The organism is Pauljensenia sp. C0170B4 (assembly GCF_056590235.1).
This window is the reverse complement of sequence record NZ_JBWPVS010000011.1, coordinates 1-21,815: the sequence shown is the minus strand read 5'-3', so window position 1 is coordinate 21,815 and position 21,815 is coordinate 1. Positions and strand designations below refer to the sequence as shown.

Genomic DNA, 21,815 nt, shown 5'->3' with positions numbered 1-21,815 from the left:
TCCTCAGGAGCGCTTCCGGGAACCTGTTCTTTCAGTCATGCTGAGCCAGGCTCAAAGCCTGACGTGCAATCGCCAGCTCCTCGTTGGTGGGGTAGCACAAAACGGTGACTGACGAATCAGGGTGTGACAGGACGATCGGAGCCTTGACATGCCAGTTTTCCCAGTTCAGATCATGGTTGATCTTCACACCGAACGGTGCGAGGGCATCACATAGCTCTTCACGCACGCCCGGATCGTTTTCGCCAATGCCAGCGGTAAACGTCAAGGCGTCCAGTCCGCCCAGCTCCGTCCAGTACGCGCCCACATATTTTACCAGGCGATGAATGTACACATCCATGCCCGCGCGTGCGCGCTTGGAAATCTCCTCAGGACCGTTTTCAATGAGCTCCCAGTTGGTGCGCATGTCAGCTTCGCCGGTCATGCCCTTCATGCCGGAGCGCTTGTTGAGGAATTCGTCAACCTGATCAACTGTCATACCTGCTTCGCGCTGCAGGTGGAACACAACAGCTGGATCGATGTCGCCTGAACGAGTGCCCATCACCAGGCCCTCCAGAGGCGTCAACCCCATCGAGGTGTCGATCGCGCGCCCGCTGTCCACGGCCGAGGCCGACGCGCCGTTGCCCAAGTGCAGCACAATCTGCTTGAGGTCATCGCGGCCCAGCATCTTGGAAACCTCTTCGGAGACGAACTGGTGAGACGTGCCATGAGCACCATAGCGGCGGATACCGTACTGGCGGGCAACATCGCGGTCAATCGCATACATTGCCGACGCCTCGGGCAGATGCTGGAAGAACGCGGTGTCAAAGACTGCCACGTGCGGTACGTCGGGCATCAGCTCACGCGCAACATCGATGCCTTTGAGGTGTGCAGGGTTGTGCAACGGTGCCAGCGTGCACAGCTTTTCAATCAACGCGCGCACATGATCGTCCACCAGTGCGGGCCCATCGAAGTAGGATCCGCCCTGCACGATTCGGTGGCCAACGGCCACAATCCCAGCTTCAGCAAGCGTGGGGCCAACCTCGTCAAAAATGGCGAGAACCTTCTGCAGCCCATCACCGTGATCGGGGACCGGCTCTTTACGAACGAGTTCCTCGCCCGCATGCTTGTGCGTGATGATGCCGACCGGCTCACCGATTCGTTCGACGATTCCTTTGGCGAGGACGTCTCCCGACACGGGGTTGATCAGCTGATATTTAATGGAGGACGATCCGGAGTTGATGACCAGAACTGTGGACACGCGGGTGGCCTTTCGTTGGAAGTTTCCGTAAATAGTGACAAATGGGATCTGGTGGTGCGCCTGGAGTGGCGGCGCACCACCTGACTACTGCTCAGCCTTGTGCCTGGACAGCGGTCAGAGCGATGGTGTTGACGATGTCTTCCACCAAAGCTCCTCGAGACAAATCGTTGACGGGCTTGTTCAGCCCCTGCAGCACCGGGCCGACAGCCACGGCGCCAGACGAGCGCTGGACGGCCTTGTAGCCGATATTGCCGGCATTCAGTGACGGGAAGATGAACACGTTCGCCTGTCCGGCAACATCAGAATCGGGCGCCTTCTTGGCGGCAACCGCCGGATCCACCGCAGCATCGAACTGAATCGGGCCTTCGATGGCCAGCTCGGGGGCCTTTTCTCGGGCAAGACGCGTGGCCTCCACAGTTGCGTCGATATCGGGGCCGGAGCCGGACGTGCCCGTCGAGTAGGACAGCATTGCGACGCGCGGTTCCACGCCGAATTGCTCGGCAGTCTTAGCTGATGAAATCGCGATGTCAGCGATCTGTTCTGGCGTGGGGTTCGGGTTGACGGCGCAGTCGCCAAAGACCCACACGCGATCCTTCATCAGCATGAGGAACACGGAGGAAACGATCGACACGCCCGGTGCCGTCTTGATGATTTGGAAGGAGGGCACAATCGTGTGAGCCGTGGTGTGAGCTGCACCGGACACCATGCCGTCAGCATCGCCCATGTGCACCATCATCGTGCCGAAGTAGGACACGTCGCGGATCTTCTCGCGGGCCTGCTCAATGGTGACGCCCTTCTTAGCGCGCAGGCGAGCAAATTCTTCGGCGTACTTTTCGACCAGTTCAGCATCGTCGAGTGCCACGACGCGCGCGGCTGCGATGTCAAGGTTGAGCTGCTGTGCGCGCTCGCGGATGGCAGCTTCATCGCCCAGCAGAATAATGTCGGCAATGCCCAGTTCGAGCACCTCAGCAGCCGCCTGCAGAACGCGATCGTCATCAGGCTCAGGAAGGACGATGCGCTGGCGATCGGCGCGGGCACGATCAATGAGGTCAGCCTGGAATGACACGGGGGTCACGACACCTGCCAGTTTTGCCGAGGTAATCTGCTCCACGGTGTTCTGGTCGAGGCGGTCCGAAATGACGGGAATCTGATCGCATGAAACGGATTCGGCGCGCACGCCCGGAACGATCAGCGCCACGACTTGTGCGTGGTGGGCTCTGGCGCGAGCGCATGCCGCCTGGGCCTGCACGCTCACGAGGTCAGCAGGGACGCCCTCGGCATCGAGGACGAGGATGACGCGCGCACCTACGGAGGCTGCGACGTCAAGGCTCCATCCGATTGAATCGAAAGTGGGCACTGCGGAAAAGTCTGCATGTTCGAGCAGGGTTACGTCGGATGAATCGGCGCGAACGGCGTTGATGACGTGAGCGAAAGCTGAAGCGGAGTCCTGCGCAACCTCTGTGATGGAAGTGCCCAGGAGGGTGTCCGCACGGGTCACTGAGTGGTCCTTTTCCAGTGCAGATACGAGGTCATCGCATATCTGTGCAGCGTTGACGGTAGGTTCGGGTTGAATGACGAGGTAGCGGTCGGTCACTGTCTCTCCTAGCTCTACTACGAGGAAGTCCCTCACCGGATTCGCGACGACGGGACACTGGTTTCATGGTATCGCCGCGAGCGTGACCCATGCCGTAATCTTGGGGCAAAACGTTGTGGATGTGCCCACGTTTGGGGCACTTCAGTGGTGTGCGTCTCCTTTTGAGGTCTTTGTGATGGATGTGTGCGCGACGCATGGATTGTTCGTGTGTGCTGCCTTGTTCAGGTGGCGTGCACGGTGCCGACTCTGTCACTTGATGTGGCGCAGTAGGTGTGACGAAGCAGAGCCGATACAGTAAAGGCAATGAGTACATCTGAAGCCGGCTCCGAGCACGGTCGGACGCATCCGCTCGATCGTCGCATGAACGCGATACTGCGAACCGCGACGATTATTTTGACGTGCCTTGGCGTGGTGACGATGGTGGTCTTCACGCTGTTCGACCATCCGCATCGGGCGGTGGTTGTGCTGATTGTGATGTTGTATGTCTTTGCTGTAACGCGGGCGATATGGCCAACTCCTGTGTGGTTCGGCTCGCGTCGCCGCTTCTTCGACGTCGCGTTGTACGCCGGTTTGGCGAGCGCCATCTGGTTCCTCTCGCCCTTTACTGCGACCGTCGCCAGCTAGGTGTGGCGAGCTCCGCCAGTCGGACTCCTTCGCCACCGAAAGCTCGGGTTCTGCAGCCCTGGCCAGCTAGATTTGATGCGCCCCGTCGGCTCACTTCTGCAACTGTCTCCAGCTCAGGCCCAGCATCCCTCGGCAAAATCTTTGCCTGCCCAGGCCCTGCACTCATCGTCACAATCTTCGCTTGTCAAAGCCCTGCATCCCTCGCCAGAAATCACACCAGCCCGGGTGCCACGCGCGAAGCCGGCCATCGAGAGCAAAAACCTGCCAGAGTGCTGAAAGATATCTCGATATCGAGTAATCTTCTTTTTAGGTGAACCACATCACCGCGCGCGCTGTAGATGGCGTGCTGATTGCGAAGATCTGAAGACCGTAAGGAGCAGTCCGACAATGTCAACCATTAAGGTACAAGGACCAATCGTCGAACTTGACGGCGATGAAATGACACGGATCATCTGGCAATTCATCAAAGATCGCCTCATCCACCCGTACTTGGACGTCGACTTGCGCTACTACGACCTGTCGATCCAGAACCGCGATGCCACCGACGACCAGGTGACGATCGATGCAGCGCACGCTATCCAGGAACACGGTGTCGGCGTCAAATGCGCCACCATCACTCCTGACGAGGCGCGTGTCGAAGAATTCGGTTTGAAGAAGATGTGGCGTTCTCCCAACGGCACGATTCGCAACATCCTCGGTGGCGTCATTTTCCGCGAACCCATCATCATCTCGAACGTTCCGCGCCTTGTTCCTGGATGGACCAAGCCAATCGTTGTGGGACGTCACGCATTTGGCGATCAGTACCGCGCAACAGACTTCAAGATTCCCTCGGCCGGCACGGTCACGATTACCTTTACCCCTGAAGACGGATCTGAGCCCATCGAACATGAGGTCGTCAAGGTGCCCGAGGGTGGCGGCGTTGCCATGGGCATGTACAACTTCAACGAATCGATTGCCGACTTTGCGCGCGCCTCATTCGCATACGGACTGCAGCGCGGATACCCCGTCTACCTGTCAACGAAGAACACCATTTTGAAGGCCTACGATGGGGCATTCAAAGACATCTTCCAGGACATTTTCGACCACGAATTCAAGGCCGAGTTTGAAAAAGCAGGACTGACGTACGAGCACCGTCTGATCGACGACATGGTCGCCTCGTCACTGAAGTGGGAAGGCGGGTACATCTGGGCGTGTAAGAACTATGACGGGGATGTCCAATCCGACACCGTTGCACAGGGATTCGGCTCCCTGGGCCTCATGACGTCAGTTCTGCTCACCCCAGATGGCAAGACGATGGAGGCCGAGGCCGCTCACGGAACAGTTACGCGCCACTACCGTCAGCATCAGGCTGGCAAGCCGACTTCCACCAACCCGATTGCCTCGATTTTCGCGTGGACCCGAGGCCTGGCACACCGCGGCAAGCTGGACTCAACGCCGGAAGTGACCGAGTTTGCGCAGACCCTTGAAGACGTCGTTATCAAGACTGTCGAGGGCGGCCAGATGACGAAGGATCTGGCACGACTGATCGGACCGGATCAGCAGTGGTTGACAACGGAAGAGTTCCTGACAGCTCTGGACGAAAACTTGCAGGCGAGATTGAAGTAGCTCGTAGCTGTTACCTGAAGGAGCGGCGCAGTGTCCACGGCAGATGCTGCGCCGCTCTTTCATGCGGTGTGTCGATGTACGCGGAGACCTGTCGTTTAGGTGTGCATAGTCGGTGTCCTGTGCTGGTGTGCATAGTCGGTGTCCTGTGCTGGTGTGCATAGTCGGTGTCCTGTGCTGGTGTGCATAGTCGGTGCACTCGCGCGCAGCCTCGCAAAGCGTTAACCGCACTCAGGCCCATCGGCTAAGTGGGTGCACTCGCGCGCAGTCCTCGTCTACTACGCATTGTTGGCGCCCTCCCATATACCCACCTGTCGATCTGATGCGAGACCACTCCTCACATCCCCGCCACTTACACAACTGTCGATCTGATGCGAGACCATTCCACCCATCCCCTCCACTTACACAACTGTCGATCTGGGCGGCTGAACTGGTAACTCTTTTTCAGGCGAACCGCTCTGAACTGCATCGATGGTGATGAAAACTGATCAGGTCACCCTCGTACCTCGTCCTGATCGACAGAAGGGGGCGAAGAGGGCAAAGGGGGCGAAGAGAAGGAGAGGGGGAAAAAGGCAACGACGTGAGGGGGCAGGGGAATGAAGAGGGGCGAGGGGGGAAAGTGAGGGGGAAAGAAACGGGCGAAGGGAGGAACGCGTGTCGCAATGGTGAAGCGAGAATTCACTGGCGCCGCGGTGGCCGTCACTGACACGATGAGCGGGCAATTGCGAGATGCCCCATGGGGCCAATTGACGGTAGTCTAGTTACGGGCATGCTGAACTTCGTGACCTGCGAGGCCAGCAACGCAGACGCACCGGTACGATTTTGGAGGAACTTCATGTCGACTGAGCCAACCAGCACCGAGGCAATGACCCTCGATAATTCGTCGAATACGCATGATCCCAATACGCCGCAGGTCGACACAGATCCTGATGCTCCGCGAATCGGCGTCCTCACGTCTGGTGGTGACGCTCCAGGAATGAACGGAGCCGTGCGCGCCGTTGTTCGCAGCTGCCTGGCCCGCGGGGCGCACCCCTACGCCATTATGGAAGGGTGGGCAGGTGCTGTCAGCGGCGGAGACGCCATCAAGGAAATGGGATGGTCAGACGCGTCAGGCATCCTCGCTGAAGGCGGAACCATCATCGGCACAGCACGGTGCGACGAATTCCGCGAGTACGAGGGGCGCCACCGCGCAGTCCTGAACCTTGTCAGGAACGGAATCGACCGGCTCGTCACCATCGGCGGCGACGGCTCCCTGTCAGGCTCAGAAGAATTTCAGGACGAGTGGCCCCAACACATCCGTGAGCTTCGCGACGAGGGGGAAATCAGCGATGAGGACGCCCGCCGCCATGAGTACCTTCGGGTGGTCGGCCTGGTTGGATCCATCGACAACGACCTGGTCGGCACAGATATGACGATCGGTGCGGACACCGCGCTGCACCGCATCATCGACGCCATCGACCACATATCCTCCACCGCGGCATCGCACCAACGTACCTTCATCATCGAAGTAATGGGCAGGCATTGTGGGTACCTCCCGCTCATGTCGGCAGTGGCAGGCGGCGCGGATTATGTATTTACGCCGGAAAACCCGGCAGGCCCCGGCTGGCAGGAAGACATGTGCTCCAAGCTCCTCGCAGGACGCGCAGCCGGACGACGCGAATCGATGATCCTCGTCGCAGAAGGAGCCACCGACCAAGACGGCGAACCAATCACCACGCAAAACGTGGCCGACGCGTTACGTGAAGGAACAGGCGAAGACCCCCGCATCACAATCCCGGGCCACACTCAGCGAGGCGGATCACCCTCGGCATACGACCGTTGGATGTCGACACTGCTCGGATACGCAGCCGTCCAGGAACTTGTGAAAGCAGGCGACGATTTTTCCCCATGTGTGCTGGGCGTGCGCCACAATCGCGTCACTCGTATTCCGCTCACCAGAGCAATTAAACGCACACGCTCCGTCAAAGCGATGATCGCGGCTGGCGACTATACGGCAGCGCAGCAGGCGCGAGGTTCCTCGTTCTCAACCATGCTGGAAGTCAATGAGATACTGTCAGCGCCTCCGGTTGACATCACGATTGCAGACGACGCGAAACGAGTCGCGATCCTGCATGTCGGCGGACTGGCACCTGGTATGAACACTGCAGCTCGCGCAGCGGTTCGTCTGGGTATCGCACGAGGCTGGCGGATGCTGGGCGTTGACGGATCATGGTCAGGCCTGATGGATGGAAGAGTCCGCGATCTCACGTGGTCTGACGTAGAAGGCTGGGCCTTCCACGGTGGTGCGGAGCTGGGCACTCGCCGCGCGATTCCGACAGTGGAACAGTTCTATGAGATTGGCCGTGCAATCGAACGCAACCGCATCGACGCCCTCGTCATTATCGGAGGACTGAACGCGTACCTGGCAGTCCAACATATGACTGCTGAGCGGGTACGATACCCAGCGTTCAAGATTCCGATGATCCTGGTGCCGGCCTCAATTGACAACAATCTTCCCGGCGCGGAGCTGTCTATTGGTGCTGACACCGCGCTGAACAATGCTGTGTGGGCGCTGGACCGTATCAAGGAATCGGCTGCCGCATCGAGGCGCTGCTTTGTTGCCGAGACGATGGGCAGACGTTGCGGCTACCTCACCCTCATGGCCGCGATGGCAACCGGCGCCGAATACGCCTACATCCATGAGCGCAATTTCGACCTGGCCGATCTGGACAAGGACGCCAAGCGCATGCGCAGAGCGTTCGAAGAAGGTCGGCGCCTGTTCCTGGTGGTTGTCAATGAAGAAGTGTCCGCGCATTATGACCGAGAATTCCTCGCCTCAGTGTTCGAAGCTGAAGGTCAAGGGCTTTTCGACGTGCGTGACTCCGCCCTCGGCCATCTGCAGCAGGGAGGAGCACCGACTCCCTTTGACCGACTGCTCGCCACAAGGCTCGTGTATTACGCATTGAAGCACCTGGCTGAACAGTTTGATGCTGATGACCACCGCGCGGTCTATATCGGGATGATTGAAAACGACATTGAGGCGCGGCCGGTAGAATCAATGTCAGCTGATTTGGACTCTGAGAACCGCAGGCCAATTGAACAATGGTGGCTCGAACTGCTGCCCGTGCTGTCTGCCGTATCCTTGGAGCATTCAGATACACCACTGACCGACGTGTCGATCTCGCTGGCTGAGCCTGTTCCAGCTGATGGCGAGTGAGCGCTGCGGCACTGTGACCCAGACATACGCTCTATGAAGGAGGACGCAATGGGGATGGAAGCTCCCGTTAATCCGACAACAACCTCAGCTTGGGGACAACTCGACGAGTTGGCAGAAGTCTTTGTTCCTGACTTGCGCGGATGGTTCGAGAGCGAGCCGAACCGTGCCCAGCAGTGGACGCGACGCGTGGGTGACCTGCACGTGGATCTGTCGAAGAACCTCATCACCTCCGACGTTCTGGAGCGCCTCCTTGTGCTGGCGCAGCAGTGCAACGTGGGGGAGCGGCGCGACGCCATGCTGCGCGGCGAGCACATCAACGTCACCGAGGACCGCGCAGTGCTGCACACCGCCCTGCGCCGCGCACCCGATGACGTTTTGGAAGTTGACGGTGTCAACGTGGTCAAGGATGTGCGCGCAGAACTCAAGAAGATCTACGCTTTCGCGGACAAGGTTCGTGCAGGAAAGTGGCTGGGCGCCAGCGGAAAACCGTTGACGACAATTGTCAACGTCGGCATCGGCGGATCCGATCTCGGTCCCGTCATGGCATACGAGGCGCTCAAGCCGTACGTCCAGGATGGCATCGAATGCCGCTTCATCTCCAACATCGACCCGACCGATGCGGGAGAAACAACGAAGGACCTTGACCCTGAGACCACGCTGATCATCGTGGCTTCGAAGACATTCACAACCCTTGAGACAATCACGAACGCGAAGGTCGTGCGTCAATGGCTGCTGTCCGGGTTGCGCGAACGCGGCATCATTGCCGAGGGGGGCTCTGCCGAATCGGCGGGCGCCGCTGGTGAGCAGAGCGCCGGAACGGTGAGTGAAAAAGAAGCGATCTCGCGCCACTTCGTTGCGGTGTCGACTGCTCTGGACAAGGTCGAGGAATTCGGCATCGATCCTGCCAACGCGTTTGGATTCTGGAACTGGGTCGGCGGGCGCTATTCGGTGGACTCCGCGGTTGGTACGTCCCTTGTGGTGGCAATTGGTCCGGAACGCTTCGAGGAATTCCTCACCGGTATGCGCACGGTTGACCAGCACTTCGCGACCGCCAAACCTGAAGACAACGTACCCCTGCTGATGGGTCTGCTCAACGTGTGGTACGGCAACTTCCTGGGTGCTGACACTCACGCGGTTTTGCCATATTCACAGTATCTGCACCGTTTCCCTGCTTACCTGCAGCAGCTTACGATGGAGTCCAACGGCAAGTCAGTGCGCTATGACGGGGCTCGGGTGGACTACGACACGGGTGAAATCTTCTGGGGTGAGCCTGGCACGAATGGTCAGCATGCTTTCTACCAGTTGATTCATCAGGGGACGCGCATGGTGCCGAGCGACTTCATCGCATTCGCCAACCCGACGTGGAATCTGCGCGACGAAAGCGCCGGTGAGAATGGTGCCGACATGCATGAACTGTTCCTGTCGAACTTCTTCGCTCAGACTCAGGCGCTGGCGTTTGGCAAGACTGCTGAGGAGGTACGCGCGGAAGGCACTCCCGAGGGAATCGTGCCGGCACGCATCTTCGGTGGAAACCGTCCGACCACGTCGATCATGGCACCCAGCCTGACACCGTCAGTTCTGGGGCAGTTGATTGCTCTGTACGAGCACATCACCTTTGTCCAGGGCGCTATCTGGGGGATTGACTCCTTCGATCAGTGGGGCGTGGAGCTTGGTAAAGTGCTCGCCCGCGGCCTGATGCCTGCCATTACCGGCGATGAGGACGTCTTGGCGTCGGTGGACTCTTCCACTCGCGCGCTGATCGAGTACTACCGCGCCTACCGGCGGGACTAAGCAACCGATGGGTAAGCCGACGGGGTGACTCGGCGCCGTATATCTGAATGCTTGCCAGTGGCTGCAGGAACTGAGATAGTTCCTGCAGCCACTTTTGTGTGCGGAAGGCTAACGGCGATGTGGTTCATGGCAGTACTCGGGCGCTTCAGCACGAAGATTCTAAGTGCCGACATTCGGTCGCGGTCGGCATTTATAAGAGAGGTAGAAACTCTGTGGACCATGGTAAGAAAAGCAAACACATCGGCACATAAGTCGGTGCAGATAAAATCTCAACAACACGGCAGTAGGCCAAGGAGACGTTCCCCGAGTTCTGACATCCTAGAGGGGGATTTCAAGAAAGCCGGAATGGAGACAAACGTCGAGGGATGGAGTCCGCGATGATAGTCGGGATTTGCGCGAGTGTTGTTCTGATCCTTCTGATCACCGCCGCAGCGGTGGTTGCGCGGCAAAATCAGGGCAACGCGGGCCCTCATCAAGCAAGATCCTGTCCCGCTTGAAGTTGCAGTGGAGTTTATTCGCCGCCTGTAAACGACGCGAAGGGTACTTCCCGCCAGTAAACGTGTGGCCGCCCCGGAAGGGGCGGATGCCTTCTCCGATGGCTCAAACTGCGGAGCGCCTGACGGCCCAAGCCTCGCGGTGCGGGCATGCTGTACGAATCACCGTGAGCACTCCCGTGCATCTACCGCGCTCATCGTGTTCCGGCAGCTACGTGCTCCGACAGTTAGTTGTATCGGAACGCGTCAGTTGACAGGCGAATCTCATCCGCATCATCACCTGAATCAGCGGACTGTGAGTCATCAGAGTCACCCTCGTCGTCGTCCTCGTCCATTACGGCGAGGGCGTCGAGGAACTCTTCATGCGAATCTGAACGCTCGAACGCAAAGCGAGCCAAAGCCTCCGGCGACGTCGTCTTCTCCAAATCAACAAGCGCCTGGTCAACATCGAAGTCGGCCTGAGGCCACGACGGATTGATGTCGATAAGCGTGCGGCGCAGAATCTCTGAAACCGCCAATCGCGCATACCACTTGCGATCAGCGGGGACAACATACCACGGTGCGTCATCAGTGGAGGTCCGCGAAATCACTTCCTGATACGCCTGCTGATATTGCGACCACTCATTGCGCACCACCAGGTCGCCAGTCGAGAACTTCCAGTGCTTGTCACGACGGTCGAGGCGCTCACGCAGCCGCTCCCCCTGCTCTTCAAAAGAAATCGCAAGGAAAATCTTGATGATATGAATACCCTTTTCCAGGGTGCGCTTTTCGAAACGCCTGATGGCGCGGTAGCGATCTCGAAGGGTCTTGTCGTCGACGACCCATGAGCGCCCATGCTCATCATCGTGACCCACCAGTTTTTGCGCCGTCGGCACCAAGACATCCTCATAGTGGGAGCGGTCAAACACGCCAATCATTCCAGGTTCGGGAAGCTCGCGGCGAATGCGCCACAGAAAATGGTGCTTGAGTTCTTCTTTCGTGGGGGCTTTGAACGCCGCCAGAGACACGCCCTGCGGGTCCACCAGCCCCATCACATGCCGCACAATGCCGCCCTTACCGGCGGTATCAAGCCCTTGGAGGACGATCAACACGGCTTCAGAGCTGCCGTTATTGCTGTGAGCCTGCGCAAAGAGTCGTTCCTGCAGCTCGGCCAGATCAGTTGCCTGATCTTCCATAGCTTTCTGGCCGTCCTTCTTACCCTCGTCCCAGCCGGGAGTCTTGTCACGGTAAATGGTTGCCAAATCCAGCTCTCCGTGAACGGCAAGCAGTTTGCGCGGATCAGTTGTCCAGCCTCGCTGCCGGGAAGAATCCATCGTCGAGGCACGTGTAGGCACGGCATCTGCTCGGTCGGCGCGCTTCTTTTTCTTCTTCGAACCCATGGGTGACATTTTAGTGACGAGGGCGACTCTTTTACACCTTAGAAACGCCTATAAATGCGGAAAAGATCGACCGTTTTGCACAGAGTCGTCGCAAACTTGGGACTGCTTTCCCTAGTAAAGGACAAAATTGCGCCGTAGGCTTGTCATGAGAGCTCGGAGCACGGATCCGGGCCGGAACGCGAACCCTACCGGGAACGCTCGATCATTCAATCAAGGAGTTCCACATCATGGCTCAACCCAAAATCGTCACCGTAACCGGTGCCGCTGGAAACATTGGATACGCGCTGCTTTTCCGCATCGCATCAGGCGCAATTTTCGGACCCGACGTTCCAGTCAAGCTTCATTTGCTGGAGATCCCCCAGGCTGTCAAGGCAGCTGAAGGCACAGCCATGGAGCTCGACGACTGTGCATTCCCGCTGCTGGCCGGCGTCGACATCTTCGATGACGCCACCAAGGCATTCGAGGGAACCAGCGTTGGCCTGCTCGTGGGTGCGCGCCCGCGTTCGAAGGGCATGGAGCGCGCTGACCTGCTCGAAGCCAATGCCGGAATCTTCGGACCTCAGGGTGCCGCAATCAACGCTGGTGCAGCCGAAGATGTGCGCGTCCTGGTCGTGGGCAACCCCGCCAACACGAACGCCGTGATCGCAGCCAACGCTGCGCCCGATGTGCCAGCCAACCGCTTCACCTCCATGATGCGTCTGGATCACAACCGCGCCATCAGTCAACTGGCCCACAAGACCGGTGCAGCTGTCAGCGACATCAAGAACATTGTTGTGTGGGGCAACCACTCGGCCGACCAGTACCCGGATGTCTCCTACGCCACCGTTGACGGAAAGCCGGCCACCGACCTGGTTGACGAAAAGTGGCTCGACGAGGAATTCCGCCCTGTCGTTGCCAAACGTGGCGCCGCCATCATCGCCGCACGTGGCGCGTCCTCAGCGGCATCAGCAGCCAACGCCGCAATCGACCACATGCACACCTGGATCCACGGCACGCCCGAAGGTGAATGGGTCACCGCTGGTGTGCATTCAGATGGCTCGCACTACGACGTTCCTGAAGGCTTCTCCTTCGGCTTCCCGGTGCGCGCAGTGAACGGCGAATACCAGATCGTTGAAGGCCTCGAAATCTCCGAAGCCACCCGCGCCGGCATCGACCACAACATCAAGGCTCTGCAGGAAGAATACGACGCAGTGAAAGCCCTCGGCTTCATCAAGTAGTTCTCGCCAGCAGGACAGTCCAGAAGAACGCTGGAACGCCCTCCCTGACTTGCTCCACGAGCAATAATCAGGAGGCGCATCCAGCGTTCTTTTTGTGCTGTGACTGGCATACTTGAATATGAATGCGCCATCCCTGTTTTCAGAGATAGAGTTTGTTATCACTTCAACGATGCAGTGTGGAAACAATATCGAAAGGATTCAAATGATTGGGTTCCTCATAGCGACTGCCACGACCGTGGTTGTGGCGTATCTGATTTTTCACCGTTATCATCCGCAGACCGTCCTGATTTTTTCCGGTCTATTTATGCTGCTTTGTGCTATTCCACTGTCAATGAAACCATTGATGGATGAAGACCAGACCACTGGCTCGGCGTTCCTGGATGTCTTCGACCAGATCACTCAGACGTTCGGGAATCTAGGTGCCAAGCTCGGTCTGATCATCATGGCGGTCGGCGGTTTCTCGCTGGTCATGGACCGAGTCGGTGCATCATCAGCACTGGTCGCCATCGCAACCAAACCGCTCCAGAAGATCAACAAGCCCTACGTTGTTCTTGCCTCCACCTACATCCTGGCTCAGACACTGTGCTTGATCATTCCATCGGCAGCTGGCCTGGCGATGCTGCTGATGGTGACCGTCTATCCGCTCCTGCGATCCCTGGGAATCTCGAAACTGTCTGCCACGGGCGTCATCGCGACCGGCAGCTGTCTGGACCTTGGCCCTGCTTCCTCAAACGCCAATATGGCGGCCCAGACGTCCGGCATGACCGTCCAAGAATATTTTATTCAATACCAGCTGCCCGTCGCACTGGTGGTCGTCGCATCGGTGTTCATCCTCCATTACTTCGTCCAGCAGTACTTCGACCGCAAGGCCGGAACTACTCCCGACAAAGCAGACTGGGATGAAATCAAGGCTGAGCTCGCAGGTATTAAAAGGTCCTCGGGCGGAAAGTCGGCCCTGGCACAACGCGCTGCAAATGGTGGGTCCGACACCGCCGCCAAGACCAAGGCGGACACCAAGGAAGCTGAACGTGTCGACAAGCCGACCCCGAAGGCATACGCGCTCCTTCCATTTACGCCACTGGTCCTGCTCATTGTTTTCTCGCCTTTCGTGATTACCAGCATCAAAATGAACGTGGCAACTGCCATGATTATTTCCGGAATGCTCGCCGTTATTTGCGAAATGATTCGCTACCGTTCATTCCAACGCGGCGCGGACGCTTTCTCCGTTTTCTTCGAGGGCATGGGTCGCCAATTCGTCAACATCGTGACACTCATTGTCGGCGGCCAGATGTTTGCTGCCGGTTTGACCCAGCTCGGGTTTATTTCGTTCATTATTGATGGCGCCGAGCGATTCAATATGGGGGCAATTCCGATCACCATCATCATGACGTTGGTGATCTTCCTGTCAGCGGTCCTGATGGGCTCCGGCAACGCACCGTGGTTCGCGTTCTCAGAACTTATCCCCGACATTGCCAAACCCCTGGGCGTTGACACCGTGTTCCTGGCTCAGCCAATGGAACTGGCATCAGGCATCGGTCGCTCCATGTCGCCTATCGCAGGCGTCGTGATTGCAGTTGCCGGACTTGGTGATGTCAGCCCGGTCGACCTCGTCAAACGAACAATCCCCGTCATGATCCCCGCTTACGTGATCATGGTCACCTCGTCGATCGTGTGGGATTACCTGCTTCGAGCCTTCATTTAAGGAGGAAACATGGCTCTTTTACCAATGCAGATCGCTGAAACACTCACATCGAATGTCGACGCCATGACCGATGACCTGGTCCAGTGGCGCCGCGACTTCCACGCACATCCTGAACTCGGATTCCTCGAGTATCGCACCACGTCGATCATCGTCCAGCATCTGCGCGAGTGGGGCTATGAGGTCCTGCAGGGAAAGGACGCGTGCCTGTCTGAGGAGCGAATGGGACTGCCCAGCTCCGAAGAAGATGAGGCCGCAATTGCCCGAGCGATTGACGAGGGTGCCGACGCCGATTTTGTTCACTCGATTGCCGGAGGACACACGGGTGCTGTGGCAATTCTCCGCAATGGGGACGGCCCGACTGTCGGCATGCGCTTCGACATTGACGCGCTGCCGCTGCAGGAATCCTCAGAAAAGGGGTATTACCCAGCGGATGAGGGTTTTAACTCCATTCACGCCTCCACCATGCATGCGTGTGGACACGACGCTCACATCACGATGGGGCTGGGTGTTGCCCGCACAATGGCACAGATGAAGGACTCCTGGTCAGGAACGCTGAAGATTTTGTTTCAGCCCGCTGAAGAAGGCGTTCGCGGAGCGAAATCGATGGTGGCCGCCGGCCATGTCGATGACGTCGACGTCATGTTCGCGCAACACGTATGGCCACACGACTTCGAAGAATCCGACTACGCGCCCGGATCCGGCGGGGCTCTGGCCACCACGAAGTACGACGTGAATCTGAAAGGACTGGCAGCTCACGCTTCAGGCGCGCCGCAAAAAGGCAAGAACACCATTCTCGCCGCGTGCACCGCAGTGTTGAACCTGTATGCGATTTCGCGCCACTCAGAAGGGGCGACCCGCGTGAGTGTCGGCAAGATCGTTGCCGGCGATACCCGCAATATTGTCGCAGATCATACACATTTTGAGATGGAAGTTCGCGGTTCAACGACCGAGATCAACGAGTACATGGAGCACCGAGCCCGCACCGTGATCGAAGCGGCTGCACAGATGTATGAGTGCGACTACGAGATCGTGCGCATGGGAGAGGCCATCTCCCTGGATTCCGATCCGGACCTGATGGACCGAATCGCTGAAGCTGGCGAGTTGGTGGGCGTACGCGCCAATGACCCGAAGTGGGTGGAAATGACCGCTTCCGAAGACTACGCATTCATGATGAAGCGAGTCCAGGACAACGGCGGAAAGGCCTCATTGCTGCTGATCTTCACTCCGTCGAAAGGCGGCCTGCACTCCGTCGAGTTCACGGTGGATGAAGCTGTCCTGCCCAAAGGAGTGCGCGTCATCAGCGCAGCCGCCATCGCGGAAATGCCAGTCGCACACTAACTGAGTTCACATCGTTATGTCGCCGAGTGGTCGCATGCATGCGACCACTCGGCGCACACCACGTATCAGAAGCGGTGGACTGGATTAGGCCGGAGTGCCTGTGAATCATTACCCTTAGGACTATGGAACATGATTCGACAGTGCCCCCCTCGACAATCGACAAGCTTGTCATCACCCTTTCCTGCCCGGACCAGCCAGGAATTGTTCACGCAGCCTCCGGCATCATGAGCGACATCGGCGGCAACATCATTCAGTCGCAGCAATTCGGTGACCCGGATACCGGCCTGTTCTTCATGCGAATGGAAGCTGAATCACCTGTTGGTCGAGGTCCTGTCGAAGAAGGCCTGACACGAATCGCCGACAAGTTCAACGCCTCCTGGCGCGTCGACCAGTTGGGGCGACCGCTTCGCACCGTCATTATGGTTTCGCGCGAAGGGCACTGTCTCACGGACCTGCTCTATCGGCAGCGCTCTCAAGGTCTGCCTATCGAAGTGGTTGCAGTTGTCGGTAACCACCCTGACCTCGCGCCGGTCGCACAGTTCTACGGCGTCCCCTTTCTCAGTATTCCGGTCACCAAGGATTCAAAAGTGCGCGCCGAGGCAGAACTTCTTGACCTCATCAAGTCCGAGCAGGTTGAATTGGTTGTCCTGGCCCGCTATATGCAGATCCTGTCTGATTCGGTATGCCGTGAAATGGCCGGACGCGTCATCAATATTCACCACTCATTCCTGCCTTCGTTCAAAGGCGCGCGCCCATACGCCCAGGCTCACGAACGAGGCGTCAAACTCATCGGCGCAACCGCGCACTACGTTACAGCCGACCTGGACGAAGGGCCGATCATCGAGCAGGATGTCACGCGAGTTACGCACGCCGATTCCACCCGCGACATGGTGGAGCTGGGGCAGGATGTTGAACGCCGAGTCCTCGCGCAGGCAGTGCGTTGGCATGCCGAACGCCGTGTCCTGATGAACGGCAACCGAACCGTTGTGTTCTCACGCTAGTGTCCGCACTGGCGGTTTCCGCAGCGGAACACAGTTGATAAGATGAATCTGTCGCAACTGGCGAACAGGTGGGATGACCACCGGGGAGCGAAAAAGGGTTGTCGCGGTCGCCCGCCTGGGCCACGCAACCGAGCGAGGTACGGCTGGGGCCGCCCTCGCCACTAGTGAAAGCCAGACAAGCGAATTGAAAACTGGAGCAGCAATGAGTGATTCTCTCAACTCCCATACGTTGGCCGAACTCGATCCTGACATCGCAAAGGTGCTGGATGATGAGCTGAACCGTCAACGTGCCACCCTTGAAATGATCGCGTCGGAAAACTTTGTCCCGCGTGCAGTCCTGCAGGCTCAGGGATCAGTTCTGACCAACAAGTACGCCGAAGGATACCCGGGACGCCGCTACTACGGCGGGTGCGAGGCAGTGGACGTTGCTGAAAGTCTCGCAATTGAACGCGCCAAGAAAGTGTTCGGTGCCGATTTCGTCAACGTGCAGCCACACTCAGGCGCGCAGGCCAATGCCGCCGCGCTCATGGCGATGGCAAAACCGGGGGACACGATTTTGGGTCTGTCCTTGGCTCACGGCGGCCACCTGACACACGGAATGCGCATCAACTTTTCCGGCAAGATGTACCACGCCACCGCATACGAAGTTGACCGCACAACAATGCGTATCGAGCCTGATCAGGTGCGTGAAGTGGCGATGCGTGAGCGTCCCCGTGTGATCATTGCCGGCTGGTCGGCCTACCCTCGTCACCTTGACTTTGCTGCTTTCCGCAGCATTGCCGACGAGGTTGGCGCTGCGCTGTGGGTTGACATGGCGCACTTTGCCGGCCTCGTTGCAGCCGGACTGCACCCAAGCCCACTGCCCCACGCCGACGTGGTGACCACGACGGTCCACAAGACACTGGGGGGTCCCCGCTCCGGCATGATCTTGTCCGCGCGCGGCGAGCAGTGGGGCAAGAAGCTGAATTCTGCTGTGTTCCCAGGTCAGCAGGGTGGCCCGCTGATGCATGTGGTGGCAGCGAAGGCTGTCGCAATGAAAGTGGCTCAGACCCCGGAGTTCAAGGATCGTCAGGTCAGAACTCTTGCCGGCGCGCAGAAACTTGCGGAGCGTCTGGGACGCGACGATGCGAAGAAGGTCGGCATCAAGCTGGTCACCGGCGGCACAGATGTGCACCTGGTGCTCGTTGACCTGGTTGATTCAGCTCTTGACGGCAAGCAGGCTGAGGATCTGCTGCACGAAGTCGGCATCACGGTCAATCGCAATGCTGTGCCGTTTGACCCGCGCCCACCGGCAGTCACATCCGGTCTGCGTATCGGAACGCCGGCGCTGGCTACGCGCGGTTTTGGCGATGAGGAGTTCACCGAAGTTGCCGACATCATCGCGACCGCATTGGTTCAGGCGGCCTCCAAGGAAACAGTGGATATGGAGGGTCTGCAGGCGCGCGTGCGTGCACTGACCGATGCCTTCCCGTTGTACGACGGGCTGCAGCAGTGAGAGCGCCGTGGGAAGGTGCCGCACAGGTACTGGATGGGAAAGCCACCGCTACTGCAATAAAGGGCGAGCTTGCTGAACGCGTCTCACGGCTGCGCGAAGCCGGTGTTCATGCAGGGCTGGGAACAATCCTGGTGGGTGAAGATCCCGGGTCAGTGACCTATGTTGCCGGCAAACACCGTGACTGTGCGGAGGTTGGTCTCGAGTCGATTCGCATTGACTTGCCCGAGTCGGCCTCTCAGGCTGATATCGAGCAGGCTGTCGACCAGCTCAACGCTGATCCTGCCTGCACGGGTTTCATTGTGCAGCTTCCGCTACCCGCCGGGGTCGATTCCCAGGCCGTGTTGGAGCGCATCGATCCGGATAAGGACGCTGACGGCCTGCATCCGATGAACTTGGGCCGCCTGGTACTGCGCGCGGCGGGTGACATCACCTCGCCCCTTCCGTGTACGCCGCGCGCCGTCATTGAGCTGTTGGAACGCTACGGCGTGGAACTCAACGGCGCGGATGTGTGCGTAGTTGGCAGGGGAGTGACCGTCGGCCGTTCGATCGGATTGCTGCTGACGCGTAAGAACATCAACGCGACCGTGACGCTGTGCCATACGGGCACGCGCAACCTTGCTGAACAGGTACGCAATGCTGACGTGGTTGTGGCTGCGGCTGGCTCGCCGGGACTGATCACCGCTGACATGGTGCGTGAAGGTGCGGCGGTGCTGGATGTGGGCGTTTCGCGCGTGACGGAAGCTGATGGCCGGGCGCGGCTGCATGGAGATGTAGCCGACGGAGTTGATCGTGTTGCGGCATGGCTGTCACCGAATCCCGGTGGCGTCGGGCCGATGACGCGTGCCCTCCTGTTGGCGAACGTGGTTGAAATGGCTGAGCGACAGGCGGGTTTCTCCGCTCAGGTGTAAATGCGCAGGTGTGAGCTTAGTGCCTTAACTGTTCATGTTCGCGGTGCTGGGGGCTTTCCAACTGGAACGTGGAATGCGTGATCGTGACGGGAAAGTGTTCCTGTACGCAGCTGGCGAGTGTGTGCAAAATGTCGGATCGCTCGTGCTCGTTCAGCTCGGGTTGGACGGTGACATGAGCCGTCAGGGCTATCACTCCTGTCGCAATGGTCGAGGCATGCAGGTCATGCACGTCTTCGACTCCTTGAACATGGAGCATATGCTCACGCACCGTTGCCAGTTCCAGGCCGGGTGGTGTTTCCTCCATCAGGATCGCCACCGAGCGGCGCAAGAGCGTGATCGCCCTCGGAGCCATCATGCACGCGATGAGCAGTGAGGCGAGGGCATCCGCTTGGAGCCATCCGCTGAAATGGGCGACGACCGCGCCGATGATGACCGCGACCGACCCTAACGCGTCGGTGGCAACCTCGAGGAACGCTGCGCGCATGTTCAACGAGGAACTGCGGCCCCCCATCAGCACGAGTAGGGAAGCGACGTTTGCAGCCAGGCCGAGGATACCGACGATCAGCATGATGCGGGTGTCGAGTTGCTCGGGGTTCATGAAGCGGCCGATGGCTTCATATGCGATCATCACGCAGATCGCGGCGAGCATACCTGCCTGCAGTGCCGCTGCGACCACTTCGGATCGTGCGAGACCCCATGTGAATCTGTCGGTGCGCGGGCGCAGCGAAAGGTGAGCCGCGATCAGCGCAATCACCAGCCCGGTGGAGTCCACCGCCATGTGGCCGGCATCTGCAAAAAGTGCGAGTGATCCTGAAAGCGCGCCGCCGATTGTCTCGACGAGGAGGACAGTTGCCGTAATGGACAAGGCTGCAATCAGACGCCCTCGGGAACTGGCAGCATGCGAGTGCGAATGTGAATGCGAGTGGTCGCTTGCAAGCGACTTCTCGGCGGATGTGGGCCTGCTGTGGGGTGATGATTGCTCCGACTCGTCGCAGCAATCGCGGTGATCGGTATCGGGCGACATGGCGTCCTTTCGCTAGGTGACAACGAAAATCAATACCCCAAGGGGGTATCCTTGGTTGGCTATAGAGTAGCCATTTCTCGCTGCCTTGCCAAGTCCGTGATGTCGAGTGGTCGCTTGCATGCGACCACTCGGTGAAGTTTCGGGCACAATAGAGGCATGCTGAACGTCACGACTGTCAACCTCAACGGGATCCGCGCTGCCGCTAAACGAGGACTGAACGACTGGTTGAACCGCCAGCACCCCGACGTCCTCCTGATGCAGGAGGTGCGCGCGCCGGAAGAAGTGACGCGTGAGATTCTGGGGTCGCAGTGGCATGTTGTGGCCGTGCCATCGCGGGCGAAAGGGCGTGCGGGCGTAGCAGTCGCTGTCCCGATTGAGAACGAGGCGCTGATCGGAGACGTGCGGACAACGCTGGACGACCAGGAAAGTGATGTGGATTCGGGTCGCTGGCTGGAAGTAGACCTTGAATTTGCCACTCCACTGACGCTTGTGTCGGCGTATTTCCATTCGGGCGAGAAGGATACACCGAAGCAGGATGCCAAGATGGCGCACCTGCCGAGGGTGTCAGCGCGCATGAGCGAACTGTTGAAAGCTGCGAATTCGGCGAAGGGGCGTCAAGCTCTCATTGCGGGAGATTTCAACATCGTTCGCTCCGAATTGGACATCAAGAACTGGAAGCCGAACCACAACAAGCGTGCCGGAGTGCTCGACGAGGAAATTGCCTTTGTGTCGTCATGGGCCGAGGGTGGCTGGTGCGACACCGTCCGCGAGCTTGCGGGGGATGTCCAAGGCCCATACACGTGGTGGTCGTGGCGAGGCAAAGCATTCGATAATGACGCCGGGTGGCGCATTGATTATCAGTTTGTGACGCCGGATCTGGCGCAAAAGGCACGGTCCTTTTCGATTGATCGCGCCGCCTCTTACGATGCGCGCATGTCAGACCATGCCGCTTTGACCGTGTCGTATGAGTTCGATTAATTGCAATCACACCCGTTGAAGAACAGCAGTGTGTGCGAGCCGGATCTCCTGAAAAAATAGGCTCTTTCCGATCTGACGACGCTCGCCAGTCTTCTACCTCATGACCCTGGATCGCCCGCACGATTCTGCTGAGTTTCAAACGTTCACGTGTGGTGCGTTGCTAGTTTTGCTGAATAGTGTTGCGTTGCTTGTGCTGTTCGTTTGCGACTGTTCTTCCTGTTTAGTGTCCGTGGGT

The 21,815-nt window shown here is 58.7% G+C and carries 15 protein-coding genes and 1 riboswitch; of the genes, 11 read left to right on the top strand and 4 right to left on the bottom strand.

Annotated elements, in window-relative coordinates:
• Positions 1 to 31: 31 nt before the first annotated feature.
• Together AC1EJ1_RS10275 and pta are read right to left on the bottom strand one after the other, a co-directional pair.
• A complete protein-coding gene (locus AC1EJ1_RS10275; RefSeq protein WP_058237108.1) occupies positions 32 to 1,237 on the bottom strand; it encodes an acetate/propionate family kinase in 1,206 nt (401 codons plus the stop codon).
• 91 nt (positions 1,238 to 1,328) lie between these two features.
• The gene (gene pta, locus AC1EJ1_RS10270; protein ID WP_480295836.1) at positions 1,329 to 2,831 is read right to left on the bottom strand and encodes a phosphate acetyltransferase; all 1,503 of its coding nucleotides are present in this window, start codon (positions 2,829 to 2,831) and stop codon (positions 1,329 to 1,331) included.
• 303 nt (positions 2,832 to 3,134) lie between these two features.
• Between pta and AC1EJ1_RS10265 the strand changes: the two genes are divergently transcribed.
• The 4 genes from AC1EJ1_RS10265 to pgi all read left to right on the top strand — a co-directional run bounded on the left by AC1EJ1_RS10265 (position 3,135) and on the right by pgi (position 10,044).
• Positions 3,135 to 3,455 (top strand): DUF3017 domain-containing protein, encoded by a 321-nt coding sequence (locus AC1EJ1_RS10265; protein ID WP_285016298.1) that lies wholly within the window; start codon positions 3,135 to 3,137, stop codon positions 3,453 to 3,455.
• A 387-nt stretch (positions 3,456 to 3,842) separates the two neighbouring features.
• Complete coding sequence (locus tag AC1EJ1_RS10260) at positions 3,843 to 5,060, top strand: NADP-dependent isocitrate dehydrogenase (protein ID WP_070724904.1); 1,218 nt, start codon at positions 3,843 to 3,845, stop codon at positions 5,058 to 5,060.
• 832 nt (positions 5,061 to 5,892) lie between these two features.
• Positions 5,893 to 8,253, top strand: coding sequence for a 6-phosphofructokinase (locus AC1EJ1_RS10255; RefSeq protein WP_227469036.1), 2,361 nt, complete (start codon positions 5,893 to 5,895; stop codon positions 8,251 to 8,253).
• A gap of 48 nt (positions 8,254 to 8,301) precedes the next feature.
• The gene (pgi, locus tag AC1EJ1_RS10250; RefSeq protein ID WP_480295834.1) at positions 8,302 to 10,044 is read left to right on the top strand and encodes a glucose-6-phosphate isomerase; all 1,743 of its coding nucleotides are present in this window, start codon (positions 8,302 to 8,304) and stop codon (positions 10,042 to 10,044) included.
• A 721-nt stretch (positions 10,045 to 10,765) separates the two neighbouring features.
• Here pgi and AC1EJ1_RS10245 read toward each other — a convergent pair.
• A complete protein-coding gene (locus AC1EJ1_RS10245; protein ID WP_480295833.1) occupies positions 10,766 to 11,917 on the bottom strand; it encodes a PPK2 family polyphosphate kinase in 1,152 nt (383 codons plus the stop codon).
• 227 nt (positions 11,918 to 12,144) lie between these two features.
• Here AC1EJ1_RS10245 and AC1EJ1_RS10240 point away from each other — a divergent pair, with 227 nt between their 5' ends.
• The 6 genes from AC1EJ1_RS10240 (at position 12,145) to AC1EJ1_RS10215 (ending at position 19,578) form a co-directional block, all read left to right on the top strand.
• The gene (locus AC1EJ1_RS10240; protein WP_070724908.1) at positions 12,145 to 13,134 is read left to right on the top strand and encodes a malate dehydrogenase; all 990 of its coding nucleotides are present in this window, start codon (positions 12,145 to 12,147) and stop codon (positions 13,132 to 13,134) included.
• A gap of 118 nt (positions 13,135 to 13,252) precedes the next feature.
• Complete coding sequence (gene dcuC / locus AC1EJ1_RS10235) at positions 13,253 to 14,836, top strand: C4-dicarboxylate transporter DcuC (protein WP_480295831.1); 1,584 nt, start codon at positions 13,253 to 13,255, stop codon at positions 14,834 to 14,836.
• 9 nt (positions 14,837 to 14,845) lie between these two features.
• The gene (locus AC1EJ1_RS10230) at positions 14,846 to 16,174 is read left to right on the top strand and encodes an amidohydrolase (RefSeq protein ID WP_480295830.1); all 1,329 of its coding nucleotides are present in this window, start codon (positions 14,846 to 14,848) and stop codon (positions 16,172 to 16,174) included.
• Positions 16,175 to 16,296: 122 nt separating this feature from the next.
• Positions 16,297 to 17,175, top strand: coding sequence for a formyltetrahydrofolate deformylase (purU, locus tag AC1EJ1_RS10225; RefSeq protein ID WP_480295828.1), 879 nt, complete (start codon positions 16,297 to 16,299; stop codon positions 17,173 to 17,175).
• Between the two features lie 43 nt (positions 17,176 to 17,218).
• Positions 17,219 to 17,303: riboswitch (ZMP/ZTP riboswitch) on the top strand.
• Positions 17,304 to 17,377: 74 nt separating this feature from the next.
• Complete coding sequence (gene glyA, locus AC1EJ1_RS10220; protein WP_480295826.1) at positions 17,378 to 18,670, top strand: serine hydroxymethyltransferase; 1,293 nt, start codon at positions 17,378 to 17,380, stop codon at positions 18,668 to 18,670.
• Entirely contained in the window at positions 18,667 to 19,578 is a 912-nt protein-coding gene (locus AC1EJ1_RS10215; RefSeq protein WP_480295825.1) for a bifunctional methylenetetrahydrofolate dehydrogenase/methenyltetrahydrofolate cyclohydrolase, read from the top strand. The genes glyA and AC1EJ1_RS10215 overlap by 4 nt, the downstream gene beginning before the upstream one ends.
• Before the next feature lie 16 nt (positions 19,579 to 19,594).
• Here the strand turns inward: AC1EJ1_RS10215 and AC1EJ1_RS10210 are convergent, their stop codons facing one another.
• Positions 19,595 to 20,602, bottom strand: a complete 1,008-nt coding sequence (locus AC1EJ1_RS10210) for a cation diffusion facilitator family transporter (protein ID WP_480295823.1) — start codon at positions 20,600 to 20,602, stop codon at positions 19,595 to 19,597.
• A 156-nt stretch (positions 20,603 to 20,758) separates the two neighbouring features.
• Between AC1EJ1_RS10210 and AC1EJ1_RS10205 the strand changes: the two genes are divergently transcribed.
• The gene (locus AC1EJ1_RS10205) at positions 20,759 to 21,580 is read left to right on the top strand and encodes an exodeoxyribonuclease III (RefSeq protein ID WP_480295821.1); all 822 of its coding nucleotides are present in this window, start codon (positions 20,759 to 20,761) and stop codon (positions 21,578 to 21,580) included.
• The last annotated feature ends 235 nt before the right edge of the window (positions 21,581 to 21,815 follow it).